18 protein-coding genes and 1 pseudogene are annotated in these 19,865 nt (G+C 60.3%); 10 read left to right on the top strand and 9 right to left on the bottom strand.

Translation table 11 applies throughout. From position 1 onward, the window contains the following. Positions 1 to 5 precede the first annotated feature (5 nt). The 5 genes and pseudogenes from dctM to HU806_RS16290 form a co-directional block, all read right to left on the bottom strand. Entirely contained in the window at positions 6 to 1,289 is a 1,284-nt protein-coding gene (dctM, locus tag HU806_RS16310) for a C4-dicarboxylate TRAP transporter large permease protein DctM (RefSeq protein WP_186612353.1), read from the bottom strand. Next, positions 1,286 to 1,918, bottom strand: coding sequence for a TRAP transporter small permease (locus HU806_RS16305; protein WP_186612352.1), 633 nt, complete (start codon positions 1,916 to 1,918; stop codon positions 1,286 to 1,288). Before HU806_RS16305 ends, dctM begins: the two co-directional genes overlap by 4 nt. 65 nt (positions 1,919 to 1,983) lie before the next feature. Beyond that, a pseudogene (locus HU806_RS16300) lies at positions 1,984 to 2,979 on the bottom strand (TRAP transporter substrate-binding protein). Between the two features lie 122 nt (positions 2,980 to 3,101). Continuing rightward, positions 3,102 to 4,097, bottom strand: a complete 996-nt coding sequence (locus HU806_RS16295) for a TRAP transporter substrate-binding protein (RefSeq protein WP_186612351.1) — start codon at positions 4,095 to 4,097, stop codon at positions 3,102 to 3,104. Positions 4,098 to 4,199: 102 nt separating this feature from the next. Then, positions 4,200 to 4,616, bottom strand: a complete 417-nt coding sequence (locus HU806_RS16290; RefSeq protein ID WP_186612350.1) for a VOC family protein — start codon at positions 4,614 to 4,616, stop codon at positions 4,200 to 4,202. A gap of 258 nt (positions 4,617 to 4,874) precedes the next feature. On the opposite strand from HU806_RS16290, the gene HU806_RS16285 reads away from it, so the two are divergent. From HU806_RS16285 to HU806_RS16255, 7 genes are all read left to right on the top strand, one after another. Then, positions 4,875 to 6,029: a mandelate racemase family protein gene (locus tag HU806_RS16285; RefSeq protein ID WP_186612349.1), complete on the top strand. Its 1,155-nt coding sequence runs from the start codon at positions 4,875 to 4,877 to the stop codon at positions 6,027 to 6,029. 71 nt (positions 6,030 to 6,100) lie between these two features. Continuing rightward, on the top strand, positions 6,101 to 7,723 hold the full coding sequence (locus HU806_RS16280; RefSeq protein WP_186612348.1) for an ABC transporter substrate-binding protein: 1,623 nt from the start codon (positions 6,101 to 6,103) through the stop codon (positions 7,721 to 7,723). Positions 7,724 to 7,757: 34 nt separating this feature from the next. After that, positions 7,758 to 8,795 (top strand): ABC transporter permease, encoded by a 1,038-nt coding sequence (locus HU806_RS16275; RefSeq protein ID WP_186612347.1) that lies wholly within the window; start codon positions 7,758 to 7,760, stop codon positions 8,793 to 8,795. Then, positions 8,795 to 9,703: an ABC transporter permease gene (locus HU806_RS16270; RefSeq protein WP_186612346.1), complete on the top strand. Its 909-nt coding sequence runs from the start codon at positions 8,795 to 8,797 to the stop codon at positions 9,701 to 9,703. Before HU806_RS16275 ends, HU806_RS16270 begins: the two co-directional genes overlap by 1 nt. Before the next feature lie 10 nt (positions 9,704 to 9,713). Then, positions 9,714 to 10,553, top strand: a complete 840-nt coding sequence (locus tag HU806_RS16265) for an ABC transporter ATP-binding protein (protein WP_186612345.1) — start codon at positions 9,714 to 9,716, stop codon at positions 10,551 to 10,553. 10 nt (positions 10,554 to 10,563) lie between these two features. Further along, positions 10,564 to 11,331 carry an ABC transporter ATP-binding protein gene (locus HU806_RS16260; RefSeq protein ID WP_186612344.1) on the top strand — a complete coding sequence of 256 codons (768 nt, stop codon included), beginning with the start codon at positions 10,564 to 10,566 and terminating at the stop codon, positions 11,329 to 11,331. A gap of 130 nt (positions 11,332 to 11,461) precedes the next feature. Continuing rightward, the gene (locus HU806_RS16255; RefSeq protein WP_186612343.1) at positions 11,462 to 12,184 is read left to right on the top strand and encodes an oligogalacturonate-specific porin KdgM family protein; all 723 of its coding nucleotides are present in this window, start codon (positions 11,462 to 11,464) and stop codon (positions 12,182 to 12,184) included. 3 nt (positions 12,185 to 12,187) lie between these two features. Here HU806_RS16255 and HU806_RS16250 read toward each other — a convergent pair whose 3' ends face one another. Then, on the bottom strand, positions 12,188 to 12,931 hold the full coding sequence (locus HU806_RS16250; protein WP_186612342.1) for a FadR/GntR family transcriptional regulator: 744 nt from the start codon (positions 12,929 to 12,931) through the stop codon (positions 12,188 to 12,190). Positions 12,932 to 13,027: 96 nt separating this feature from the next. On the opposite strand from HU806_RS16250, the gene HU806_RS16245 reads away from it, so the two are divergent. Then, on the top strand, positions 13,028 to 13,741 hold the full coding sequence (locus HU806_RS16245) for a FadR/GntR family transcriptional regulator (protein ID WP_186612341.1): 714 nt from the start codon (positions 13,028 to 13,030) through the stop codon (positions 13,739 to 13,741). Between the two features lie 74 nt (positions 13,742 to 13,815). Here the strand turns inward: HU806_RS16245 and HU806_RS16240 are convergent, their stop codons facing one another. Together HU806_RS16240 and aceE are read right to left on the bottom strand one after the other, a co-directional pair. After that, the gene (locus tag HU806_RS16240) at positions 13,816 to 14,862 is read right to left on the bottom strand and encodes a hypothetical protein (RefSeq protein WP_186612340.1); all 1,047 of its coding nucleotides are present in this window, start codon (positions 14,860 to 14,862) and stop codon (positions 13,816 to 13,818) included. A 164-nt stretch (positions 14,863 to 15,026) separates the two neighbouring features. Beyond that, positions 15,027 to 17,696: a pyruvate dehydrogenase (acetyl-transferring), homodimeric type gene (gene aceE / locus HU806_RS16235; RefSeq protein ID WP_186612339.1), complete on the bottom strand. Its 2,670-nt coding sequence runs from the start codon at positions 17,694 to 17,696 to the stop codon at positions 15,027 to 15,029. 175 nt (positions 17,697 to 17,871) lie between these two features. Here aceE and HU806_RS16230 point away from each other — a divergent pair, with 175 nt between their 5' ends. After that, positions 17,872 to 18,324: a MarR family winged helix-turn-helix transcriptional regulator gene (locus HU806_RS16230; RefSeq protein WP_186612338.1), complete on the top strand. Its 453-nt coding sequence runs from the start codon at positions 17,872 to 17,874 to the stop codon at positions 18,322 to 18,324. A gap of 8 nt (positions 18,325 to 18,332) precedes the next feature. Here the strand turns inward: HU806_RS16230 and HU806_RS16225 are convergent, their stop codons facing one another. After that, on the bottom strand, positions 18,333 to 19,433 hold the full coding sequence (locus tag HU806_RS16225; protein ID WP_186612337.1) for a transketolase-like TK C-terminal-containing protein: 1,101 nt from the start codon (positions 19,431 to 19,433) through the stop codon (positions 18,333 to 18,335). Positions 19,434 to 19,486: 53 nt separating this feature from the next. Between HU806_RS16225 and HU806_RS16220 the strand changes: the two genes are divergently transcribed. After that, positions 19,487 to 19,783, top strand: a complete 297-nt coding sequence (locus tag HU806_RS16220) for a glutathione binding-like protein (RefSeq protein WP_186612336.1) — start codon at positions 19,487 to 19,489, stop codon at positions 19,781 to 19,783. Positions 19,784 to 19,865 lie beyond the last annotated feature (82 nt).

Genomic DNA, 19,865 nt, shown 5'->3' with positions numbered 1-19,865 from the left:
ATTGATCAGCTCATCCCCAACCAGTTTGGCAGGACTAGCGAGATCCATGGCACATAGGTAATCAGCACCAGGAACGCCAGCAGGATCATCAGCCACGGCATGGCCGCGCGGATGGTCGCCGTCAGCGACATGCCAGTCACCGCCGAGGTGACGAACAGGTTCAGTCCCACCGGTGGCGTGATCAGGCCGATCTCCAGGTTCACCACCATGATGATCCCCAGGTGGATCGGGTCGATTCCCAGCTTCATGGCAATCGGGAACAGGATCGGCGCCAGGATCAGGATAATCGCAGAAGGCTCCATGAACGCGCCGGCAATCAGCAGCACGATGTTCACCACCAGCAAGAACGTCACCGGCGTCAGTCCGGCATCGATCACCCACGCGGTGATTTGCTGCGGCAGTTGTTCGGTGGTCAGCACGTGGGCGAAGAGCATGGCGTTGGCGATGATGAACATCAGCATGATGCTCAGCTTGGCCGATTCCACTAGCACCTTGGGCGTCTCACGAAACGTCAGGTCCTTGTAGACGAACAAAGCGATAAACGCCGAGTACACCGCCGCCACCGCTGCCGCTTCGGTGGGGGTGAACATCCCGGAGTAGATCCCGCCGAGGATGATGACCATCAACAGCAGGCCCCAGATGGCCTGGCGTGCCGTGCTCAGCCATTCCCGCAATGTGGCCCTGGGCATGGCCGGCAGATTTTTCTTAACCGCGACGATGTAGATCGCCACCATCAGGAAAAAACCCAGTAACAGGCCCGGTATCACGCCGGCCATGAACAACTTGCCTACCGACGTTTCCGTCGCGGCGGCATACACCACCATCACGATTGATGGCGGGATCAATATCCCAAGCGTGCCGGCGTTGCAGACGATGCCTGCACCAAACGCCTGTGGATAACCCGAGCGCACCATGCCGGCAATGGCGATGGAACCCACCGCTGCCACCGTCGCCGGGCTTGAGCCGGACAACGCCGCGAACAGCATGCAAGCAAGCACCGCCGCAATCGCCAGGCCGCCCCGGATATGCCCGACGCAGGCGTTGGCAAAATCGATCAACCGTCGCGCCACGCCACCGGTGGTCATGAACGCACCGGCCAGCAGGAAGAACGGAATCGCCAGCAGGGTGTAGTGTTCGGAAGTTTCGAACAGCTTGATCGCCAGCGAGCGAACCGAGTCGGGGCTGAAGAAAATGATCGTCAGCGATCCGGCCAAACCCAGGGAAATGGCGATGGGTACGCCGATGAACATCAGCACGAACAGCGCGATGAACAGGAAGGCAATGGTCATGGCTTGTCTTCCTCGATCTCGGTCAGTTTGATCGCTTCCGCTGCTTCATCGGCCAGACCGAGACCTGTCTGACGATTCATCAGGATGCGTACGAGAATTTCCGCGAAACGGATGAACACCAAGGCGAAACCCACTGGCACGATCAGCCCGACATGCCATTGCATGATGCCGAAATGGCCGAGATCTTCGGCGCCGATCTCGGCAATCATCAAGGTATTGATCCATTCGTAACTCGCCACCGCCAGCAACCCGGCATAGGCGAGACAGCACAGGCAGGCGATCACGCCGATGAAACGCTGCATCGGTTTGCTCGCCAGCTTCACCAGCGCGTCCACGCCGATGTGCCCGGCGGTGCGCACGCCATACGACAGCCCAAAGAAAATCAGCCAGCCGAACAGGGCCTTGGTCAGCGAACTGCTCCAGGTCATCGCCTGGGCCATGCCCATGATGTTGTCGCCGATGGCAAACATAGGCTCGCTGGCGGCGGGCCAGTTGTCGCCGAGGCTATAAAAAACGCTATAGAGATTGTTGAGCACCACGTAGACGAAAGTGACCAGCGTCATGGCGGCCAGGAGAAAGGCAATGAAACCTTCCTCGAAGTGTTCCCAGGTGCGCCGAAGGGCGTTCATGGATGACATCTCCTGCTAGAGGATGATAGGCCGGCGCCATCAGGGCGGCAGCACCGGCCAACCCATTACTGAGCCGTGTTGGAGGCTTCGGCGGCTTTGATCAGGTCGGCGCCGATGTCACCTTCAAACTTTTTCCAGACCGGCTTCATCTTGTCGCGCCACGCGTTGCGCTCCTCTGGGGTGAGAGTGATGATCTCGGTGGTCTTGGCATCGAGGATGCGCTGCTTGTCGTTCTGGTTAAGTTGCGCCGCTTCTTTGTTCACGTGAGCGGTGACTTCCACCAGGATCTTGTCCAGTTCGCTGCGCACGTCCGGCTGCAAGCCGTTCCAGAACTTGGTGTTGGTGATCAGCATGTAGTCGAGCACACCGTGGTTGGACTCGGTGATGAACTTCTGCACTTCATGCATCTTCTGGCTGTAGATGTTCGAGTACGGGTTTTCCGCACCGTTGACCACGCCGGTCTGCAGGCCTTGATACACCTCGGCGAAACTCATCTTGCGCGGGTTGGCGTTGACGGCCTTAAACTGTTCTTCCAGCACTGCCGATGCTTGTACGCGGAACTTCAGGCCGCGGGCGTCCTTGGGTTCACGCAGCGCTTTGTTGGCCGACAATTGCTTCATGCCGTTGTGCCAATAGGCCAGGCCGGTGATGTTCTTGTTCTCCATGGACTTGAGCAGCTTCTGGCCTTCTGGGCTCAATTGGAAACGGTCCACGGCGGAAATATCGTCAAACAGGAAAGGCAGGTCGAACAACTGCACCGTTTTGGTGTATTGCTCGAACTTGGCCAGGGAGGGCGCGATCATCTGCACGTCACCCAGGAGCAGGGCTTCCATTTCCTTGCCATCGCCGAACAGCGAGGAGTTCGGCTACACCTCGACCTTCACTTTGCCCGGCAGCCGTTCTTCCACCAACTTCTTGAACAGCAATGCACCTTGGCCTTTAGGGGTTTGCTCGGCCACTACGTGCGAGAACTTGATCACCACCGGATCAGCCGCCATGGCCGAACTGAACGCGCTGATGGCCAAGGTGCAGGCGAGTGCTTTCCACATAGGTTTGAACATCGGATTTTTCCTTTTCGTTTTTTTTGTTTTTTCTCGTGCGGCTCATTCCAAGCAATGGACGGTGGGACAGTTGCAAGTCTAGGCACAAAATTTACTTGCCGGGCGATTGTCGGCGCGCAGCGTTACTGTGCCTGGTTTGACGCCTGCGCAGCCCTCACCAGGTCCGGCCCGATAGCTTTTTCAAACTTTGCCCATACCGGTTTCATCTTGTCGCGCCAGGCGTTGCGTTCCTCTGGCGTGAGGGTAATGATTTCGGTGGTCTTGGCTGCAAGCACGCGTTGTTTGTCCTGTTTATTCAACTGATCGGCCTGATTGTTCACGTCGGCGGTGACTTCAATCACGATCTTGTCCAGTTCGCTGCGGATATCCGGCGGCAGGCCGTTCCAGAAGTCGGACGTGGTGATCAGCATGTAATCGAGCACGCCGTGATTGGTCTCGGTGACGTACTTCTGCACTTCATGCAGCTTTTGGTCGTAGAAGTTTGTATAAGGGTTTTCCGTCGCGTTGATCACGCCGGTCACCAGGCCTTGGTAGACCACTGAAAAAATCATCTTTTGCGCTTTGGCATCGACGGCCTTGAACTGTTCTTCCAGCACGGCGGAAGTCTGCACTCGGAACGTCAGGCCACGGGCGTCCTCGGGCTTGCGCAATGGTCGATTAGCCGACAACTGCTTCATGCCGTTGTGCCAATAAGCCAGGCCCTTGATGTTATTGCGCTCCATGGCGCGCAATAGATTCTGGCCTTCAGGACTGGTTTGAAAACGGTCGACCGCAGCGATGTCCTGAAACAAAAATGGCAAGTCGAACAACTGCACGGTTTTTGTGTATTGCTCGAACTTGGCCAGCGAACGGGCAATGATCTGCACGTCCCCCAGCAGCAACGCTTCCATCTCCTTGTCATCGCCAAACAGCGTGGAGTTGGGGTAGACCTCGACCTTCACCTTCCCCGGCAAACGTTCCTCAACGAGTTTCTTGAACAGCAACGCACCCTGGCCCTTGGGTGTCTGCTCGCCTACCACATGGGAAAACCTGATGACGATAGGGTCAGCCGCCATGGCCGTGCCCAGCGTGATAAAGGCCAGCGTGCACGCGAGCGCTTTGCAAAAAAGTTTGAGCATGGCGGATCCCTTCGAGTCATGTTTATCGTACGGGCCCATCCCGGCCCCGGCGAACTGCAAACACTGGCAAGTCTAGGAGAAAAACGGCGGACTGCTGGAGTGTTACGAATTCTGCGCCGGCCCCTTCAGCTCGATCTGATTGCCGTCCGGATCGAAGCAGTAAACCGACCAGCCTTCGCCCTCCGCGCCGTAACGCATTTGCGCTTTCTCGACCTCCAGTCCGGCTGCTTGCAGGTGCGCGAGCAGGGCGGGTTCGTCAAACGGTTCGATGCGCAGGCAGACGTGGTCGACGTTATGCCCCTGCTTGCCGGGTGCCGCACCGCCGTGACGGCCAAGCGGCCCGCCCACATCCACCAGATCGATCATCGACGCTCCAGCGCCGAGGTGGATCAAGCCCAGATCGTCCCGACGCTTTTTGAGTTCGCAGCCGAGGACTGATGTGTAGAAGGCGATGCTGCGCTCGATGTCTTTAACACGCAGGACGACATGGTCGATGCGTTGAAGGGTGAAGTGCGTCATGGAGGCCTCCGCATGGGTGCTGCGCCAATAGGTCCTGACACTGTAGTGGACAATTGCGCAGCGGTGCAGTCGTCTTGTTCTCTACCGGTGTGGTATGACGACATTTCAAGTCGTCATCTTTCTCAAAAGGCTGATGCGATGAGGTTTGATCAATCTTTCCTGATTGCAGGGGTTGACAGTCCTGATGAAACGTTCAAATAATCCGCCATGTTGTATGACGACATACAAATCAAAATAACAACACGGTGGCCCCTCCCTATGAGAATCACAGGCGTTCACGTCGAAATCTTTTCCACCCCGTCGCGCCGCGCCCAGGACAGTGCGGGCCACGCCCATCCGGGTGACGAGGTCATGATCAAGATGGCCCTGCTGCGAATCAGCTGCGACGATGGCTCGGAAGGTTATGCCTTCGGTACGCCTGAATTGATTCGTCCACACATCATCGAATCGTTCGTTCGCAAGGTGTTGATCGGCCGCAACCCGATGGACCGTGAAAGCATCTGGCAGGACCTGGCGCACTGGCAGCGCGGCAGCGCCGGACAGTTCACCGACCGGGCGCTGGCGCTGGTGGAGCAAGCCTTGTGGGATCTGGCCGGACGCAAGCTGAAGCTGCCGGTGCACAAGCTCATTGGCGGCTACCGCGACAAAGTCCTGGCCTATGGCTCGACCATGTGCGGCGACGATTTGCCGGGCGGTTTGTCCACTCCGGATGAGTACGGCCAGTTCGCGGAAAAGCTCGTCAAGCGTGGCTACAAAGCCATCAAGCTGCACACTTGGATGCCACCGATTTCCTTCGCGCCCAATCCGCAGATGGACATCCAGGCCTGCGCGGCAGTGCGCGAGGCGGTGGGGCCGGACATCGCGCTGATGCTCGACGGTTATCACTGGTACAGCCGCATGGACGCGCTGACCATTGGCAAGGCGCTGGAGCAGCTGGATTTCGCCTGGTTCGAAGAACCGATGATGGAAGATTCGGCTGAGTCCTACGCCTGGCTCGCCGCCAACCTGGACATTCCGGTGCTGGGCCCGGAGAGCATCGCCGGTAAATTCCACAGCCGCGCCAGCTGGGTGACGCAGAAATCCTGTGACATCCTGCGCGCGGGCGTGGCGGGTGTCGGCGGCATCGGGCCGTGCCTGAAAGTGGCGCACCTGGCCGAGTCGTTCGGCATGGACTGCGAAGTCCACGGTAACGGTGCGGCGAACCTGGCGGTGGTCGGGGCGATCAGCAATTGTCGTTGGTATGAGCGTGGCTTGCTGCACCCGTTCCTCGACTATGAAGAGGTCCCGGCGCACCTCAACAGCATCGTCGACCCGATGGACGCCGACGGTTATGTGCACCTGTCCGACCGGCCGGGGTTGGGCGAGGACATCAACTTTGCGTATATCGAGGCCAACACTTTGTCCCGACATTGATCCTGTTCCACGCCTGAGGCCGATGGCTGCCCAGGCGACGAGTCTTTATAAATATAAGAAAGGACTGAACCATGAATCTCTGGCCCAAGCGCCTGACCAGGCTGCTGTGTGTCACCGTGGCCCTGTGCGCAGTGCAGGTGCCCGTCAGCCTGGCGCAAGGCGAAACGCCCCCCGACCAATTGGTGGTGGGCATGAGCATGATCAACCTGCTGTCCCTGGACCCTGCCGCGGCGACGGGGCTGGAGGTCGCCGAAGTCAACGCCAACGTCTATGACATGCTCCTGGAGCAGGACGCGGCGCAGCCGGACACGCTGATTCCGGCCCTGGCGAAAACCTGGGACGTCAGCCCCGACCGCATGCGCCTGACCTTCCAATTGCGCGATGACGTCCGTTTTCACTCCGGCGCACCGCTCACCGCCCAAGACGTCGCCTGGTCGTTGCAGCGCGTCGTCACCCTCAACCGCGCCCTGGCGTCGACCTGGAAAGCCTACGGTTTCACCGCCGACAACGTGGTCAAACTGATGCGCGCCGAAGGGCCGCACACCTTTGTCATGGAGCTGCCACGCAGCACCGACCCGATGTTGGTGCTCAACACCCTGGCGACCTCACCCAGCGCTTTCATCATCGATCGCAGCGTTGCCTTGCAGCATCAGGTCGGCGACGACCAGGGCGCGGCGTGGCTGGCGACGCATACCGCCGGATCCGGCGCGTTCAAGCTCGACATCTGGCGCGCCAACGACGTGATCCTGATGAGTCGTAATGACGACTATTGGCGCGGCGCGCCGAAGCTGCGCCGGGTGATCATGCGCAACATGACCGAGTCCCAGGCCCTGCGCCTGATGGTCGAACGCGGTGATTTGGACGTCGCCCGCGGCATGGCCGCGACTGACATCAAGGCGCTGGGCAAGGTCGATGACGTGCGCATCCAGAGCATTGCCCGCGGCACGCTGTACTACGTGGCGATGAGCATGCAACAGCCGCTATTCCAGGACATCCGCGTGCGCCAGGCCATCCGCCTGCTGATCGACTACCAGGGCATCAACGAGGTGGTGATGCCGCACTACGGCGTGATCAATCAGCGACCGATGCAACTGGGCTTGCCGGCACGCCTGGACGACCCGGGCTATCGCCTCGACGTGGCCGAGGCCAAGCGCCTGCTGGCGGCGGCCGGACATGCCGAGGGCTTCAAGGTGAGCATCCGTTCGCTGACCGATCCGCCGTTCATCAACATCGCCACCAGCCTGCAAGCGACGCTGGCCCAGGCGGGCATCCAGGCGACGATCATCACCGGCACCGGCAACCAGATCTACGGGGCGATGCGCGATCGCCAGTTCGACATCCTCGTCGGGCGTGGCGGTGGCGGGGCGGAGCGCCATCCGCATTCGAGCCTGCGGGCCCTGGTGTACAACCCGGACAACCGCAGCGAAGCCAAGTTGAGCAATTTCCAGGGCTGGCGCACCTCGTTCTTCAACCCGCAGCTCAACCAGTTGATCGAACAGGCCGAGCGCGAGCGCGACCCCGAGCGCCAGCGGCAGATGTACGCCCAGGTCCAGACCCTCTATGACCAACAGGCCGGGGCAATCATGCCGGTCTCGCAGATGGTGGACGAAGTGGTGATCCACGCCGACGTGCGCAACTACATCGGCCACACCGCCGCCACTACACGCCTTCGGGACGTTTACAAGCAGCGCTGAAATCGACGGCCACAGGGCCAAGGCAGGAATGAACATGTCGACTGCATCTTTTTCAATCTGGAGCACCCGGGCCGCTTCGGCAACCCGGCGCGGCGGCTCGGTGGCGGTGACGCTGCTGGGGTTGCTGCTACTGACTTTTTTTATTGGGCGGGTGATGCCCCTGGACCCGGTGCTGGCCATCGTCGGCCCGGACGCCGACGCCTCGGCCTACGCCCAGGTGTACAAAGAGCTGGGCCTGGACAAACCGTTGTGGACCCAGTTCGCGATCTACCTCGGCGACTTGCTGCACGGTGATTTCGGCATGGCTTTGCTCACCGGTAACCCGGTCATTACGGACATCGCCCGAGTGTTTCCGGCGACGTTGGAACTGGCGACCCTGGCGATTCTGTTCGGCGTGTTGGCGGGCTTGCCGTTGGGTGTCTACGCGGCGACGCATCAGGGCCGGGCCGGTGACCATGTGGCGCGGCTGATCACCTTGTTCGGTTACTCCACGCCGATTTTCTGGATCGGCATGATGGCCTTCCTGGTGTTCTACGCCTGGCTGGGTTGGGCCGGCGGCGTCGGGCGGATCGGCCTGGCCTATGACGGGCTGATCCCGAGACACACCGGCTTGCTGTTGATCGACACCGCCTGGTCCGGCGATTGGGAAGCCTTTCGCAGCGCGTTGCGCCACATCCTGTTGCCGGCGGTGATCCTCAGCTTCAACTCGGTCGCCTACATCAGTCGCATGACCCGCAGCTTCATGCTCGAACAACTGTCCCAGGAGTACATCATCACCGCCCGGGTCAAGGGGTTGTCCCAACGCAAGATCGTCTGGGGCCATGCCTTCGGCAACATCCGCGTGCAGTTGCTGACCATCGTCGCGCTGGCCTACGGCGGCCTGCTGGAAGGCGCGGTGCTGATTGAAACCGTGTTCGCCTGGCCGGGCTTCGGCCAGTACCTGACGAGCAGTCTGTTGCTCGGTGACATGAACGCGGTGATGGCCTGTGTGCTGCTGATCGGCCTCATCTTCGTGACGCTGAACCTGATCAGCGATGCGCTCTACAAGATCTTCGATCCGAGGACTCGCTAATGAATCTGCCCCTTGCTTCCAGCGCAGCCGGCAGTGCCGCGCTGCCCGCTTCGAGTATGGCAGCGCTGGTTGCCAGCAGCCTGCGCCTGCTGCGGTTTTTGCTGCGCAACCCGATGACGTTTGCCGGCCTGGTCGTCGTCGTGACCCTGATGTTGGTCGCGATCTTTGCGCCGTGGATCGCCGGTCACGATCCGTTGTTGCAGAACCTCGCCGGGGCGTTGCAAGCGCCCAGCAGCGTGCACTGGTTCGGCACCGACGAATACGGTCGCGACGTGTTCGCCCGGTTGGTATACGGCTCGCGCATCACGCTGTACATCGTCTTGCTGGTGACGGTGATTGTCGGCCCCATCGGGCTGTTGGTCGGGACCATTTCCGGCTACTTCGGCGGCTGGGTCGACAGTCTGTTCATGCGCATCACCGATATCTTTATCTCGTTCCCCAGCCTGGTGTTGGCGCTGGCCTTCATCGCCGCCCTCGGTCCGGGATTGGAGCACGCGGTGATCGCCATCGCGCTCACGGCCTGGCCACCGATTGCCCGGCTCGCCCGCGCCGAAACCCTGCCGTTGCGCAACGCTGATTTCGTTGTCGCGGTGCAGCTCCAAGGCGCCTCGAGTACGCGGATCATCCTGCGCCACATCATCCCGATGTGCCTGTCGTCGGTGATCATCCGCCTGACCATGAACATGGCGAGCATCATCCTCACCGCCGCTGCCCTGGGCTTTCTCGGCCTCGGCGCCCAGGCACCGCTGCCGGAGTGGGGCGCGATGATCTCCACCGGGCGGCGCTACATGCTCGAAAGCTGGTGGCTGGTGGCGGCACCGGGTGCGGCGATCATGCTGGTGAGCTTGGCCTTCAACCTGTTGGGCGACGGCTTGCGCGACGTCCTCGACCCCCGCAGCCAATCCTGAGGAACAGCCCATGACTGAGATAAAACTTGCGGTACAGGATTTGTGCGTGGAGTTTCGCAACGCCGGCAAAACTTCCCTGGCTGTGCGTGACGTGTCGTTCAACCTGGGGCGGGAAAAACTCGCCATTGTCGGCGAATCCGGCTCGGGAAAATCCACCGTCGGCCGCAGCCTGTTACGCCTGCATCCGCCGACTGCGAAGGTCACCGCCAAGACCCTGCGCTTCGCCGATATCGACTTGCTGAAGGCCAGCGAAAAGCAGATCCAGGCGATTCGCGGCGCGCGCATGTCGATGATCATGCAGGACCCGAAATACTCGCTGAACCCGGTGGTGCGCGTTGGCGAGCAGATCGCCGAAGCGTATCTGGCCCATCACAAGGTGCCCCATCGCGAAGCCCGCGAACGAGCGCTGGACATGCTCGCCAAGGTGCACATTCGCGATCCCCGGCGGGTCTATGACCTGTATCCGCACGAAGTCTCGGGCGGCATGGGCCAGCGGATCATGATCGCCATGATGGTCATCACCGATCCCCAGGTGATCATCGCCGACGAGCCGACTTCGGCGCTGGACGTGTCGGTGCGCCGGCAGGTGCTTAACGTGCTGGAGGAGCTGGTCAGCGAGCGTGACCTGGGGCTGATTTTCATCAGCCACGATCTGAATCTTGTGCGGCATTTCTGCGACCGCGTGCTGGTGATGTACGCCGGCCGCGTGGTCGAGTCGATTGCCGCCGCCGACCTGGATAACGCCACCCATCCATACACTCAAGGTCTGTTGGCCGCATTGCCGAGCCTGGACCATCCGCGCGCCACGCTGCCGGTGTTGCAGCGCGACCCACACTGGTTGAACGCTTGAGGAGCCTGTCATGAGCATGATCGAAATCGCCGGGCTGAACCTCAGCTTTGGCACCGGCGCGGCACTGAACGCGGTACTGCACGACGTCGATTTGAACGTCGGCGAAGGCGAGGCATTCGGCTTGGTGGGGGAATCCGGCTCGGGCAAGACCACCGTGCTGCGTTGCCTGGCCGGGCAGTACCAGCACTGGACGGGACGGTTGCAAATTGCCGGTCAGGCGGTGACGCGCAAGCTGCCGCTGGACCACTACCGCACCGTGCAGATGGTTTTCCAGGATCCGTATGCCTCGCTGCATCCGCGCTACACCATCGACGCCGCGTTGCAGGAACCGCTGCGCATCCATGGCATCGACGGGCGTGCGCAGAAGGTCAGCGAGATCTTGCGCAAGGTCGGCTTGAACGACAGCTTTCGCTTCCGTTATCCGCATCAGTTGTCCGGTGGCCAGCGCCAGCGCGTGGCGATTGCCCGCGCGCTGATCCTGCGCCCACGCGTGCTGCTGTTGGACGAGCCGACCTCGGCGCTGGATGTCTCGGTGCAGGCGGAAATCCTCAACCTGCTGGCCGACTTGCGCCGCCAGGAGGGGCTGACTTACCTGATGGTCACTCATGACCTGGCCGTCGTTGCGCATTTGTGTGATCGGCTGGCGGTGATGCAGCAGGGCAGGGTAGTGGAGACGCTCGACACTCATCTGCTGGCCAACGATGGCGCCGCCCACGAATACACACGCCTGTTGGTGCAAGCCAGCCGCGACATACAACGAATACCTATCGCCGTCTGAAGTAACTAACCCGCTGTACCCGTTTTAAACCGTAGAACTCGTTGAATCGCACGTTTCAACGCGCGTACGCGCTCGCCTGCGATTTGGCGTCAACCCCAACTAATGACTTCAACCAACAAGAATAAAAAACATGAAAAAGACTCTCGTCGTTGTGTCGATCGCTTCACTGTTCACTTCGGTTGTCGCTCAGGCAGATACCGGTTACATCAACGTTCGCCATCAATACGCTGAAAAGACCCGCATGCACGCCGACCGTGCCAAGTTTGGCATACGGCTGGATAACGGCGTGGGCCTGGAAGGCGAACTCAAATACAAGACCGCCGGTGACCGGGAAGATGTCGCCTTCGACAACACGGTCGGCAGCGGCCATGAATTCACCGTCAACTACCAGCACAAGATCGATGAGCGCTGGATGTTGACGCCCTCGTTTGCCATGGAGAGCGACGAGGAATCCACCACTTACAAGATGGGCATGCGCCTGGGCTACAAAATTACCAAGGAACTGAGCATCGCCGGTCGCTACCGCTACGACGTCAGCAAGCTGGACCGCGATAAGGTCGATCACGACGTACCGGATAATGGCCAGGACGACCAGAAGATCCATCGCTATGACGTCTATATCAACTATGCGAACCAGGGGCCGTGGGCCTATGAGTATCAACTGACTTACTTCGATGCCGATTACATCCGTTACAACGGCGGCACCGACGACTATGAGCAGAATGCCGTGGTCAAGTACAAATGGGATAAGCGTTGGGCGCCGTTTTTCGAAGTGGGCGATATCAAGGTCAACTCCGTCGACAGTGATCGTCAACTGCGTCTGCGGGTTGGTATCCAGTACAACTTTTTCTAGAAGTTATTCGTTGTAGAACGCCTGGCGTTGCTGCGTTTCACACAGGCGCATGCGGCTGTTGCTCAAGTGCAAGTACATGGCCGCCCGCGCCGCATCGACGTTACCGCTGGCGATGGCGTCGAAGATTTGCTGGTGTTCGGCGTTGATGCCTTGAAGATAGGCGCTGCGATCACTTTGCCCCGAATAGGCGGAGTTCATCCGGGTGCGCGGAATCAGCTTCGTGCCCAGGTGCTTCATGATGTCGATCAGGTAGTAATTGCCGGCCGCCTTGGCGATTTTCAGATGGAACTGGAAGTCGGCGTTGATGGTGGTGCCGGATTTTTCCGGACCTTGCAGCAACGCCTCCAGGGCCTGGGCCAGTTCGGCCAGGGCTTGGGGCGTGGCGCGTTCGGCGGCCATGCCAGCGGCCTGGACTTCCAGGCTCAGGCGAAACTCCAGCAGGTTGAGCACATCCGACAACGTGGCAATCGTCGCCGGTCCGAGGGTAAACCCCTCCGGCGCCGGCATGTCCAGCACGAAGGTGCCGACGCCATGGCGCGTCTCGACCAATCCCGCCGCCTGCAAGCGCGACAGCGCCTCGCGCACCACCGAACGGCTGACGCCTTCGGCTTCCATGATGTGCACTTCGGTGGGGAGCTTTTCGCCGCACTTGAGGATGCCGTCGCGCATGCGCTGGGCAAAACGGTCGACCAGGGTTTCGGCGAGGCGGCGCGGTTTGTTCAGTGGAGATAACGCTTGGTCCGTCATCGGCGTGCTCTTGTATGATCAGCGGGCATTATAGTGAGTTTTAGCGCAAGGTCGCGGCTATAATGCCGCGATCGTCTGACTTGATGGATAGGTGCAATGGAGCGTGTCACAACCGATCGACGCCTGAGCATGACTCAGCAACTGGTGGTCGACCTGACGCAGCAGATACTCGCCGGCGAACTGCCCGCCGGCAGCAAGTTGCCGACCGAACAGGTGATCATCAAGGAACGCGGCGTCAGTCGGACCGTGGTGCGTGAAGCCATGTCCCGGCTCCAGGCCGAAGGCTTGGTCGAAACCCGTCACGGCATCGGCACCTTCGTCGTCGACACCGCCCGCCCGGGCGATTTCCAAGGCAGCAAACACGTCAAGGGCGGCGCCTACGACGCGCTGGCGGTCATCGAGCTGCGCCTGAGTCTGGAAGTGGAAGCGGCCGGCATCGCCGCGCAACGCGCCGCGCCGGAACAGTTGCTGGCAATGCGTGAAGCGCTCGACGCCGCGAACGCTATTGACGCAATGGATGAGGAACGCGCCAGGATGGATTTCGAATTCCACCTGCTAATCGCCCAATGCACCGGCAACAGTTTTTTTATCGACGCAATGACACACGTGGGCAATACGCTGATCGCGGTAGTGCAACAGGCCGGGCCGGCTGTGACGTTGGAAAATCGAGCGCTGGTGGTGCGTGAGCGGGAGCAGATCTACGCGGCATTGGCGCGACAGGATGGCGAAGCAGCACGGGCTTCGATGCGGTTGCATCTGATCAACATGCAGCAGCGGGTTCGCGGTGTGGTCGAGGTGGTGGCGCGATAAGCTTCCACGGCAGACCGTCAATGCGAGCACATCCGGCATGCTCGCTTGGGGAAATCACGGATAAAGCGTTCCAGCTAGTTGCGCTTCCAGCATTCCGCAAACCGCGCGCACACCCCGTAACGTTCGTCCATCTGCGCCATCCTCTCCAGGTGATGACCCACCGCTTCGCCCGTCACGCCATTCCCGATCCGGAAATACTCGAGCATCATCGCGACATCAAGGTCCGTCTCGGCTTTCTCTGGCTTGGCATTGGTGGCTTTGGGCTGCGCCCATTGTTCCAATTGCTCATCGTTCAACTGCCGTAGGCGCGTCTGGTATTCGTCCTTGAAGCGTTCCATGGTGCGCGTCTTTTTCTGCGCCATGTCATCGCCAAAAGTCTTCAGATTCTCCCGGTACAGCGTCCAGTAATCAGCCGGCAGATCGAGGCCGAGCTTGGCCTTGCGTTCGCTGATCAGGGTGTCCAGCTTTTCGGGCGAATAACTTTCGATTTCCTTGGCCGGATCAGTCTTCACCTTGACGACAAGGCTTTTATCGATAACCCGGTTCATCAGCTCCAAGCGATGGGGTGTGTCCGGGTAGGTCTTAGGAAAGAGCGCGTTGCGACCGGCGCAGGCCGGAAAGTCTTTTTTCACGATTGGGATCGGTGTACGCACATCCTTGCCGTCGACCCGTTGCAGGCGTTGCAACTGGGTCAGGCAGAAATTCTTCTCGGTCTTGAACGTCACTTCGTATTCGGCATTTGCCTCGGGCGTAAAGTTGAAGCCCTTGCCACATACTGCATAACCGCTGTTCATGTTGGTGCGCAGGTAAATCTGCTCACCAGGCTTGAGCTTGACCTCCAAATAGCCCCTGGCATCCTTGGGCGCCGGAACGCTCATACCCACCCGCCGCGCGGTATCGCTCAGCAGCATATTATTGAGAATGCCTGTGGTTTGCCCGTCGCAATGGGCCGCGTCGAAATAATCCAGCGTGGCGTTGCTGGTATTTGCGACGAACCGCAACTTGGCAGCGTCTGGTTCGATGGCATCGGGATAACTGCCGTTGACGCTGCAACCGCCGAGCAATACAAGCGAAGTGGATAACGCTAACAACGGGGCAGGGCAGCGGGGCAGGCGGAGCATGAGTCATCCTTGAGAGGGCGATATAGTGGGCGAATGCTACTGAAGTGCCACTACAGCGTCTACCGCCATCCGCCGTTTTGAATGATGTTCATGATGGGGCTGCTGCCAAGCTGGTCGCGGCGCTTGCTGCGGCGCCCAAAGGACGCCGCCGCAAGCGAGAGGACTCAAACCACCGCGGGGTTCTGCTTCTCCGGGTCAATGCCATAAAGTGCAATCGCCTCGGCGACCTTTTCCCTCGGTATTTCCCCGTCATCGGCCAGCGCTTTCAAAGCGGCCAGCGCGATGAAATGGCGATCCACTTCGAAAAATCTGCGCAGCGATTCGCGAGTGTCCGATTGGCCGAAACCGTCGGTGCCGAGGGCTACGAAGCGTCGTTTTGGCACGAACGGACGGATCTGGTCGGCGAATATTTTCATGTAGTCGGTCGCGACCACTACCGGGCCTTGTTTGTCCTGCAGGCAACTTTCCACGTAACCGATGCGCGGCGCATGTTCCGGATGCAGCAGATTCCAGCGTTCGGCACCCTGCCCGTCCCGACGCAGTTCGGTCAGGCTGGTGACGCTCCAGACTTCGCTGCTGACGCCGAAATCCTGCTCCAGCAACAGCGCTGCCGCTACCACTTCCTGCAGGATCGATCCGCAGCCCATCAGCTGCACGTGCTTGCCCTCGATGGGCTGTTCCGGCGCCGAGAGTCGGTACATGCCTTTGAGAATGCCTTGCTCGACGCCCTCGGGCATCGGTGGATGAGCGTAGTTTTCGTTCAGCAGCGTGATGTAGTAATAAATGTCCTCGTCCTCGGCGTACATCCGCCGCATGCCATCCTGGATGATCACCGCCAATTCGTAGGCGTAAGTCGGGTCGTAGGACACGCAGCAGGGAATAGTCGAGGACAGCACATGGCTGTGACCGTCGTCATGTTGCAAGCCTTCACCCATCAGCGTGGTCCGGCCGGACGTGGCGCCGAGCAGGAAACCCCGGGCGCGAGCGTCGCCTGCCGCCCAGGCGAGATCGCCGACGCGCTGGAAGCCGAACATTGAATAGAAGATGTAGAACGGCACCGTCATCACGCCATGGGTGCTGTAGGAAGTGCTCGCCGCGATCCAGGAAGAAATACCGCCGGATTCGTTCAACCCTTCCTGCATGATCTGGCCGTCCCGGGCTTCCTTGTAATAGCTCAGTTGGCCGGCATCCTGAGGCGTGTACAACTGGCCGACGTGGGAGTGGATACCGATCTGGCGGAACAGGCTTTCCATGCCGAAAGTGCGTGATTCGTCAGGAACGATGGGCACGATCAGCTTGCCGATGTTCGGGTCCTTGAGCAGCGTGCCGAGGATGCGCACGAAGGCCATGGTGGTCGAGATCGCCCGCTCGCCGGTGCCTTTGAGCTGGGTATCCAGCGTCGCCAAGGGCGGGATCTGCAAAGGCTCCACCGCACTGAATCGGGCAGGCACGTACCCGCCCAGTTGTGTGCGCCGGGCTTGCAGGTAAAGCGCCTCGACGCTGTCGGCCGTCGGCTTGAGGTAGGGCATGTCGCCCAATTGATCGTCGCTGAGGTCCAGGCCGAAGCGATCACGGAACGCCTTGACCGCGTCGTCGCCCATCTTCTTGAGCTGGTGATTGATGTTCTGGCCTTCACCGGCTTCACCCATGCCGAAGCCCTTCACCGTCTTGGCCAGAATAACCGTCGGCCCGCCGGTGTGACGCATGGCGGCGGCATAGGCGTTGTAGACCTTTTCGGGATCGTGGCCGCCGCGCGACAGCTTCCAGATATCGTCATCGCTCAAGTCGCTGACCAACTCCAGCAGCTCGGGGTATTTGCCGAAGAAATGCTCCCGTACATAGGCGCCATTCTGGGACTTGTAGTTCTGGTAGTCGCCATCGACGCATTCCATCATCCGCTGGCGCAGCAGGCCGGTCTTGTCCTTCTCCAACAGGGCATCCCAACCGCTACCCCAGATGACCTTGATGACGTTCCAGCCCGCCGCACGGTACAGGCTTTCGAATTCCTGGATCACCTTGCTGTTGCCGCGCACCGGCCCGTCCAGGCGCTGCAGGTTGCAGTTGACGACAAAAATAATGTTGTCGAGCTTTTCCCGACCGGCAAGGGAAATAGCCGCAAGGGATTCCGGTTGGTCCATTTCGCCGTCGCCGAGAAACGCCCAGACTTTACGTCCCTGATGTTCCTTCAGCCCTCGATCTTCCAGGTAGCGCATGAACCGTGCCTGGTACGCGGCGGTGATCGGCCCGAGGCCCATGGATACCGTCGGGAATTGCCAGAAGTCCGGCATGAGCCTTGGGTGCGGGTAGGATGAGATGCCGTCGCGATCGGTCTCGCGGCGGAAGTTGTCCAATTGTTCTTCGCTCAGACGGCCTTCCAGATAGGCGCGTCCATAGATGCCCGGCGAGGAGTGGCCCTGGATATACACCATGTCGCCACCGAACTGCTCGGTGCGTCCACGGAAGAAGTGTTCGAAGCCGACGTCATACAGGACCGCCGCCGAGGCGTAGGAGGCGATGTGCCCGCCCACGTTCGAATGCTTGCCGGCACGCAGCACCATGGCCAGCGCGTTCCAGCGAATATAGGCGTTGATCCGGCGCTCTATGGCCAGGTCGCCAGGGTACGGCTGCTGACGGTCGACCGGGACGGTGTTGACGTAGGGCGTGGTGACTCGCCCATAAAAATCGCCATGGCGGTTGGCGTCGAAATCCAGCATCTGGTCAATCAGGTAGTGGGCGCGAGACCGTCCTTCGACGCTCGCCACCGATTCAATGGATTCGAGCCATTCGCGAGTTTCTTGTGGATCCTCGTCGAGAAACATGGATTGTTGTGCCATCGTTGTCGTCTCCTGGACAGTGCAGCAGCACCGAGTCGTTTGGTGCCTGACTAAGGGGCGTGGGTCGACGCCAACCTTCAAGAATGTTTGTAGTTGCAATTGCAACTACGTGCGAGAACTTAGCCTGTCGCGCGCTACAATTGCAACTAAATCGATCTCATGAAAAAGGTGATGCATGTCTTCCAGCGAGCCGGATACCTGGTTCAGATTCGTCAGGGCGCACCGCTGCCTGATCCGCGAAATCGAGCGTCGGCTAGCCGCCGCGGGGTTGCCGGCCTACGCTTGGTACGACGCGTTGTGGGGCTTGGAAAGCGGCCCCGACGGAACCCGGCGTATGAACGAATTGGCAGATGTCATGGCTATCGAGCGCTACAATCTCACTCGCCTGGTGGACCGCTTGGAGGCTGAGGGCCTGGTCACCCGCAGCCGCGCCAGCGATGACGGCAGAGGTGCGTATGCCGCCATCACCGAGAGCGGAAAAGTGCTGCGCAAAAAGATGTGGCAAATCTACGAAGGGACGGTAAATGAATTGTTCCTGTCGCAGTTCGACGACGAACAGCAGCGGGTTTTCAGCGAGGCGCTGGAGCGTGCGGCCAGCGCAGCGCGCAATAGTGGGCGGGCGAAGTGAGGTGTTGCTCACTGCAGCAGGTACCGCTCCATGGCTTGCTCGACGCGTGCTTGGTTGATCACGCTTTCCTGAGCCAGCGCCTGCAGGGCCAGTACCACGATCCAGTGCTTATCCACCCGGCCCATGGTGGTCCCGGTCGAGTCGGCCCCGAGGGCCACGAACCGTGACTTGACATGCGCACCGATCTGCTCGGCGACATGCAGGGCGTAACCGGTCACTGCCACTACTGGCCAGTCTTCAGCGTCCAGGCAGTCGAGCAGATGCGCCGACCGTCGCGGCATCCCGGGATGCAAGCGATTCCAGCGTTGCGCCTTGTCCGCGTCACGAGCCAGGCGGGTGTAGCTGGGGCAGCTCCACAGTTCGCTGGCCACACCCCAATCCTCGCGCAGCAGCTGCGCCGCCGCCACCACCGATTGCAAGGCCAGGCCTGCACCCAGCAAGCGCACCCGGGGCAGCCCCGAATCGACTTCGACGTCGCTGAGCCGGTACATGCCTTTCAAGGCCTGGCTCGCGCTCAGGCCGCTGATGGGAGCGATGTAGTCATTGGGCTCATCGTGCAGCGCCATGTAGTAAAAACCTTCGTTGCCTTCCACATACAAACTCTGCAACGCCGCCAGGGCGATGGCATGCGCTTCGGCACCGCTGGCCGGATCGAACGGCAGACATCGAGGGTTGGCGACCAACCAGAGCGGCACCCATGGATGAGCACCTTTGGGCCAGCGTGAAGGCTGCGTCTCTATGTCATTGCACAGGATGCCCCGGTGAGCGGACTCGTTGGAAAGCGCACAAAGCTCGGCTGATGTCGCCGAACTGGTCAGGTACAGCAATGGTTTTTCACTGGCGCGGGCCGTGGCGCTGAAACGCAAGGGCCAGGCGCTGATACGGGTGTGGGCATCTGCGGTTAGACGTTGCTTGTTGTCGCGGATGACCCAGATATGCCTGGCCGTTCCCGGGTCCCTTTCAAGGCGATTGGCGATGTCGATCATGGTGAAGAGCGGGGAGGAAAAACCAGCGGTGTGTTGCGGTGGAAAAGTACGGATCTTATCGATGCAGACCTGTGCGGCCAGGCTGGTTTCTGGTGTTTTACTGAAGCTGGAAAAGCCGATCATTCCACAATCTCCCGTGCGTTCCGTCGTGCTTGCACCATACTGCACGGCTTAATATGATTGCAAATGCAATTAAATGCACTACGCACAATGAGGAAGCAATTACGCGTTATCACAAAGAGGCCCTGCGCCTCTATGGCGTGGTGGACACGCAATTGGCGGAACGCAGTTACCTGGCGTGCGACCAATATTCCATCGCGGATATTGCGGCTTTCCCATGGTTGCGCACCTATGAGGAGCTGGCTTTGGATATCACTCCGTACACCCATGTGCTGCGCTGGCTAAAAACGATCGAGTCCCGTCCTGCCGTGCAAGCCGGGCTCGCCGAGTCTCGGGACACCCCTATAACTTGATGCCGTTTCTGCTCTGGAGCTCGCCGCCTGGGCTGCAGGCAAGGGCCGGCTCCTCCATGAGGTGAACGTCGTCAAGTCCTGC

The sequence above is a fragment of the Pseudomonas sp. SWRI154 genome (genome assembly GCF_014268645.1).
Classification (GTDB): Bacteria; Pseudomonadota; Gammaproteobacteria; order Pseudomonadales; family Pseudomonadaceae; genus Aquipseudomonas; species Aquipseudomonas marvdashtae.
Note: the sequence above shows the minus strand (reverse complement) of the source record. Positions and strands in the feature narration are given on the sequence as shown.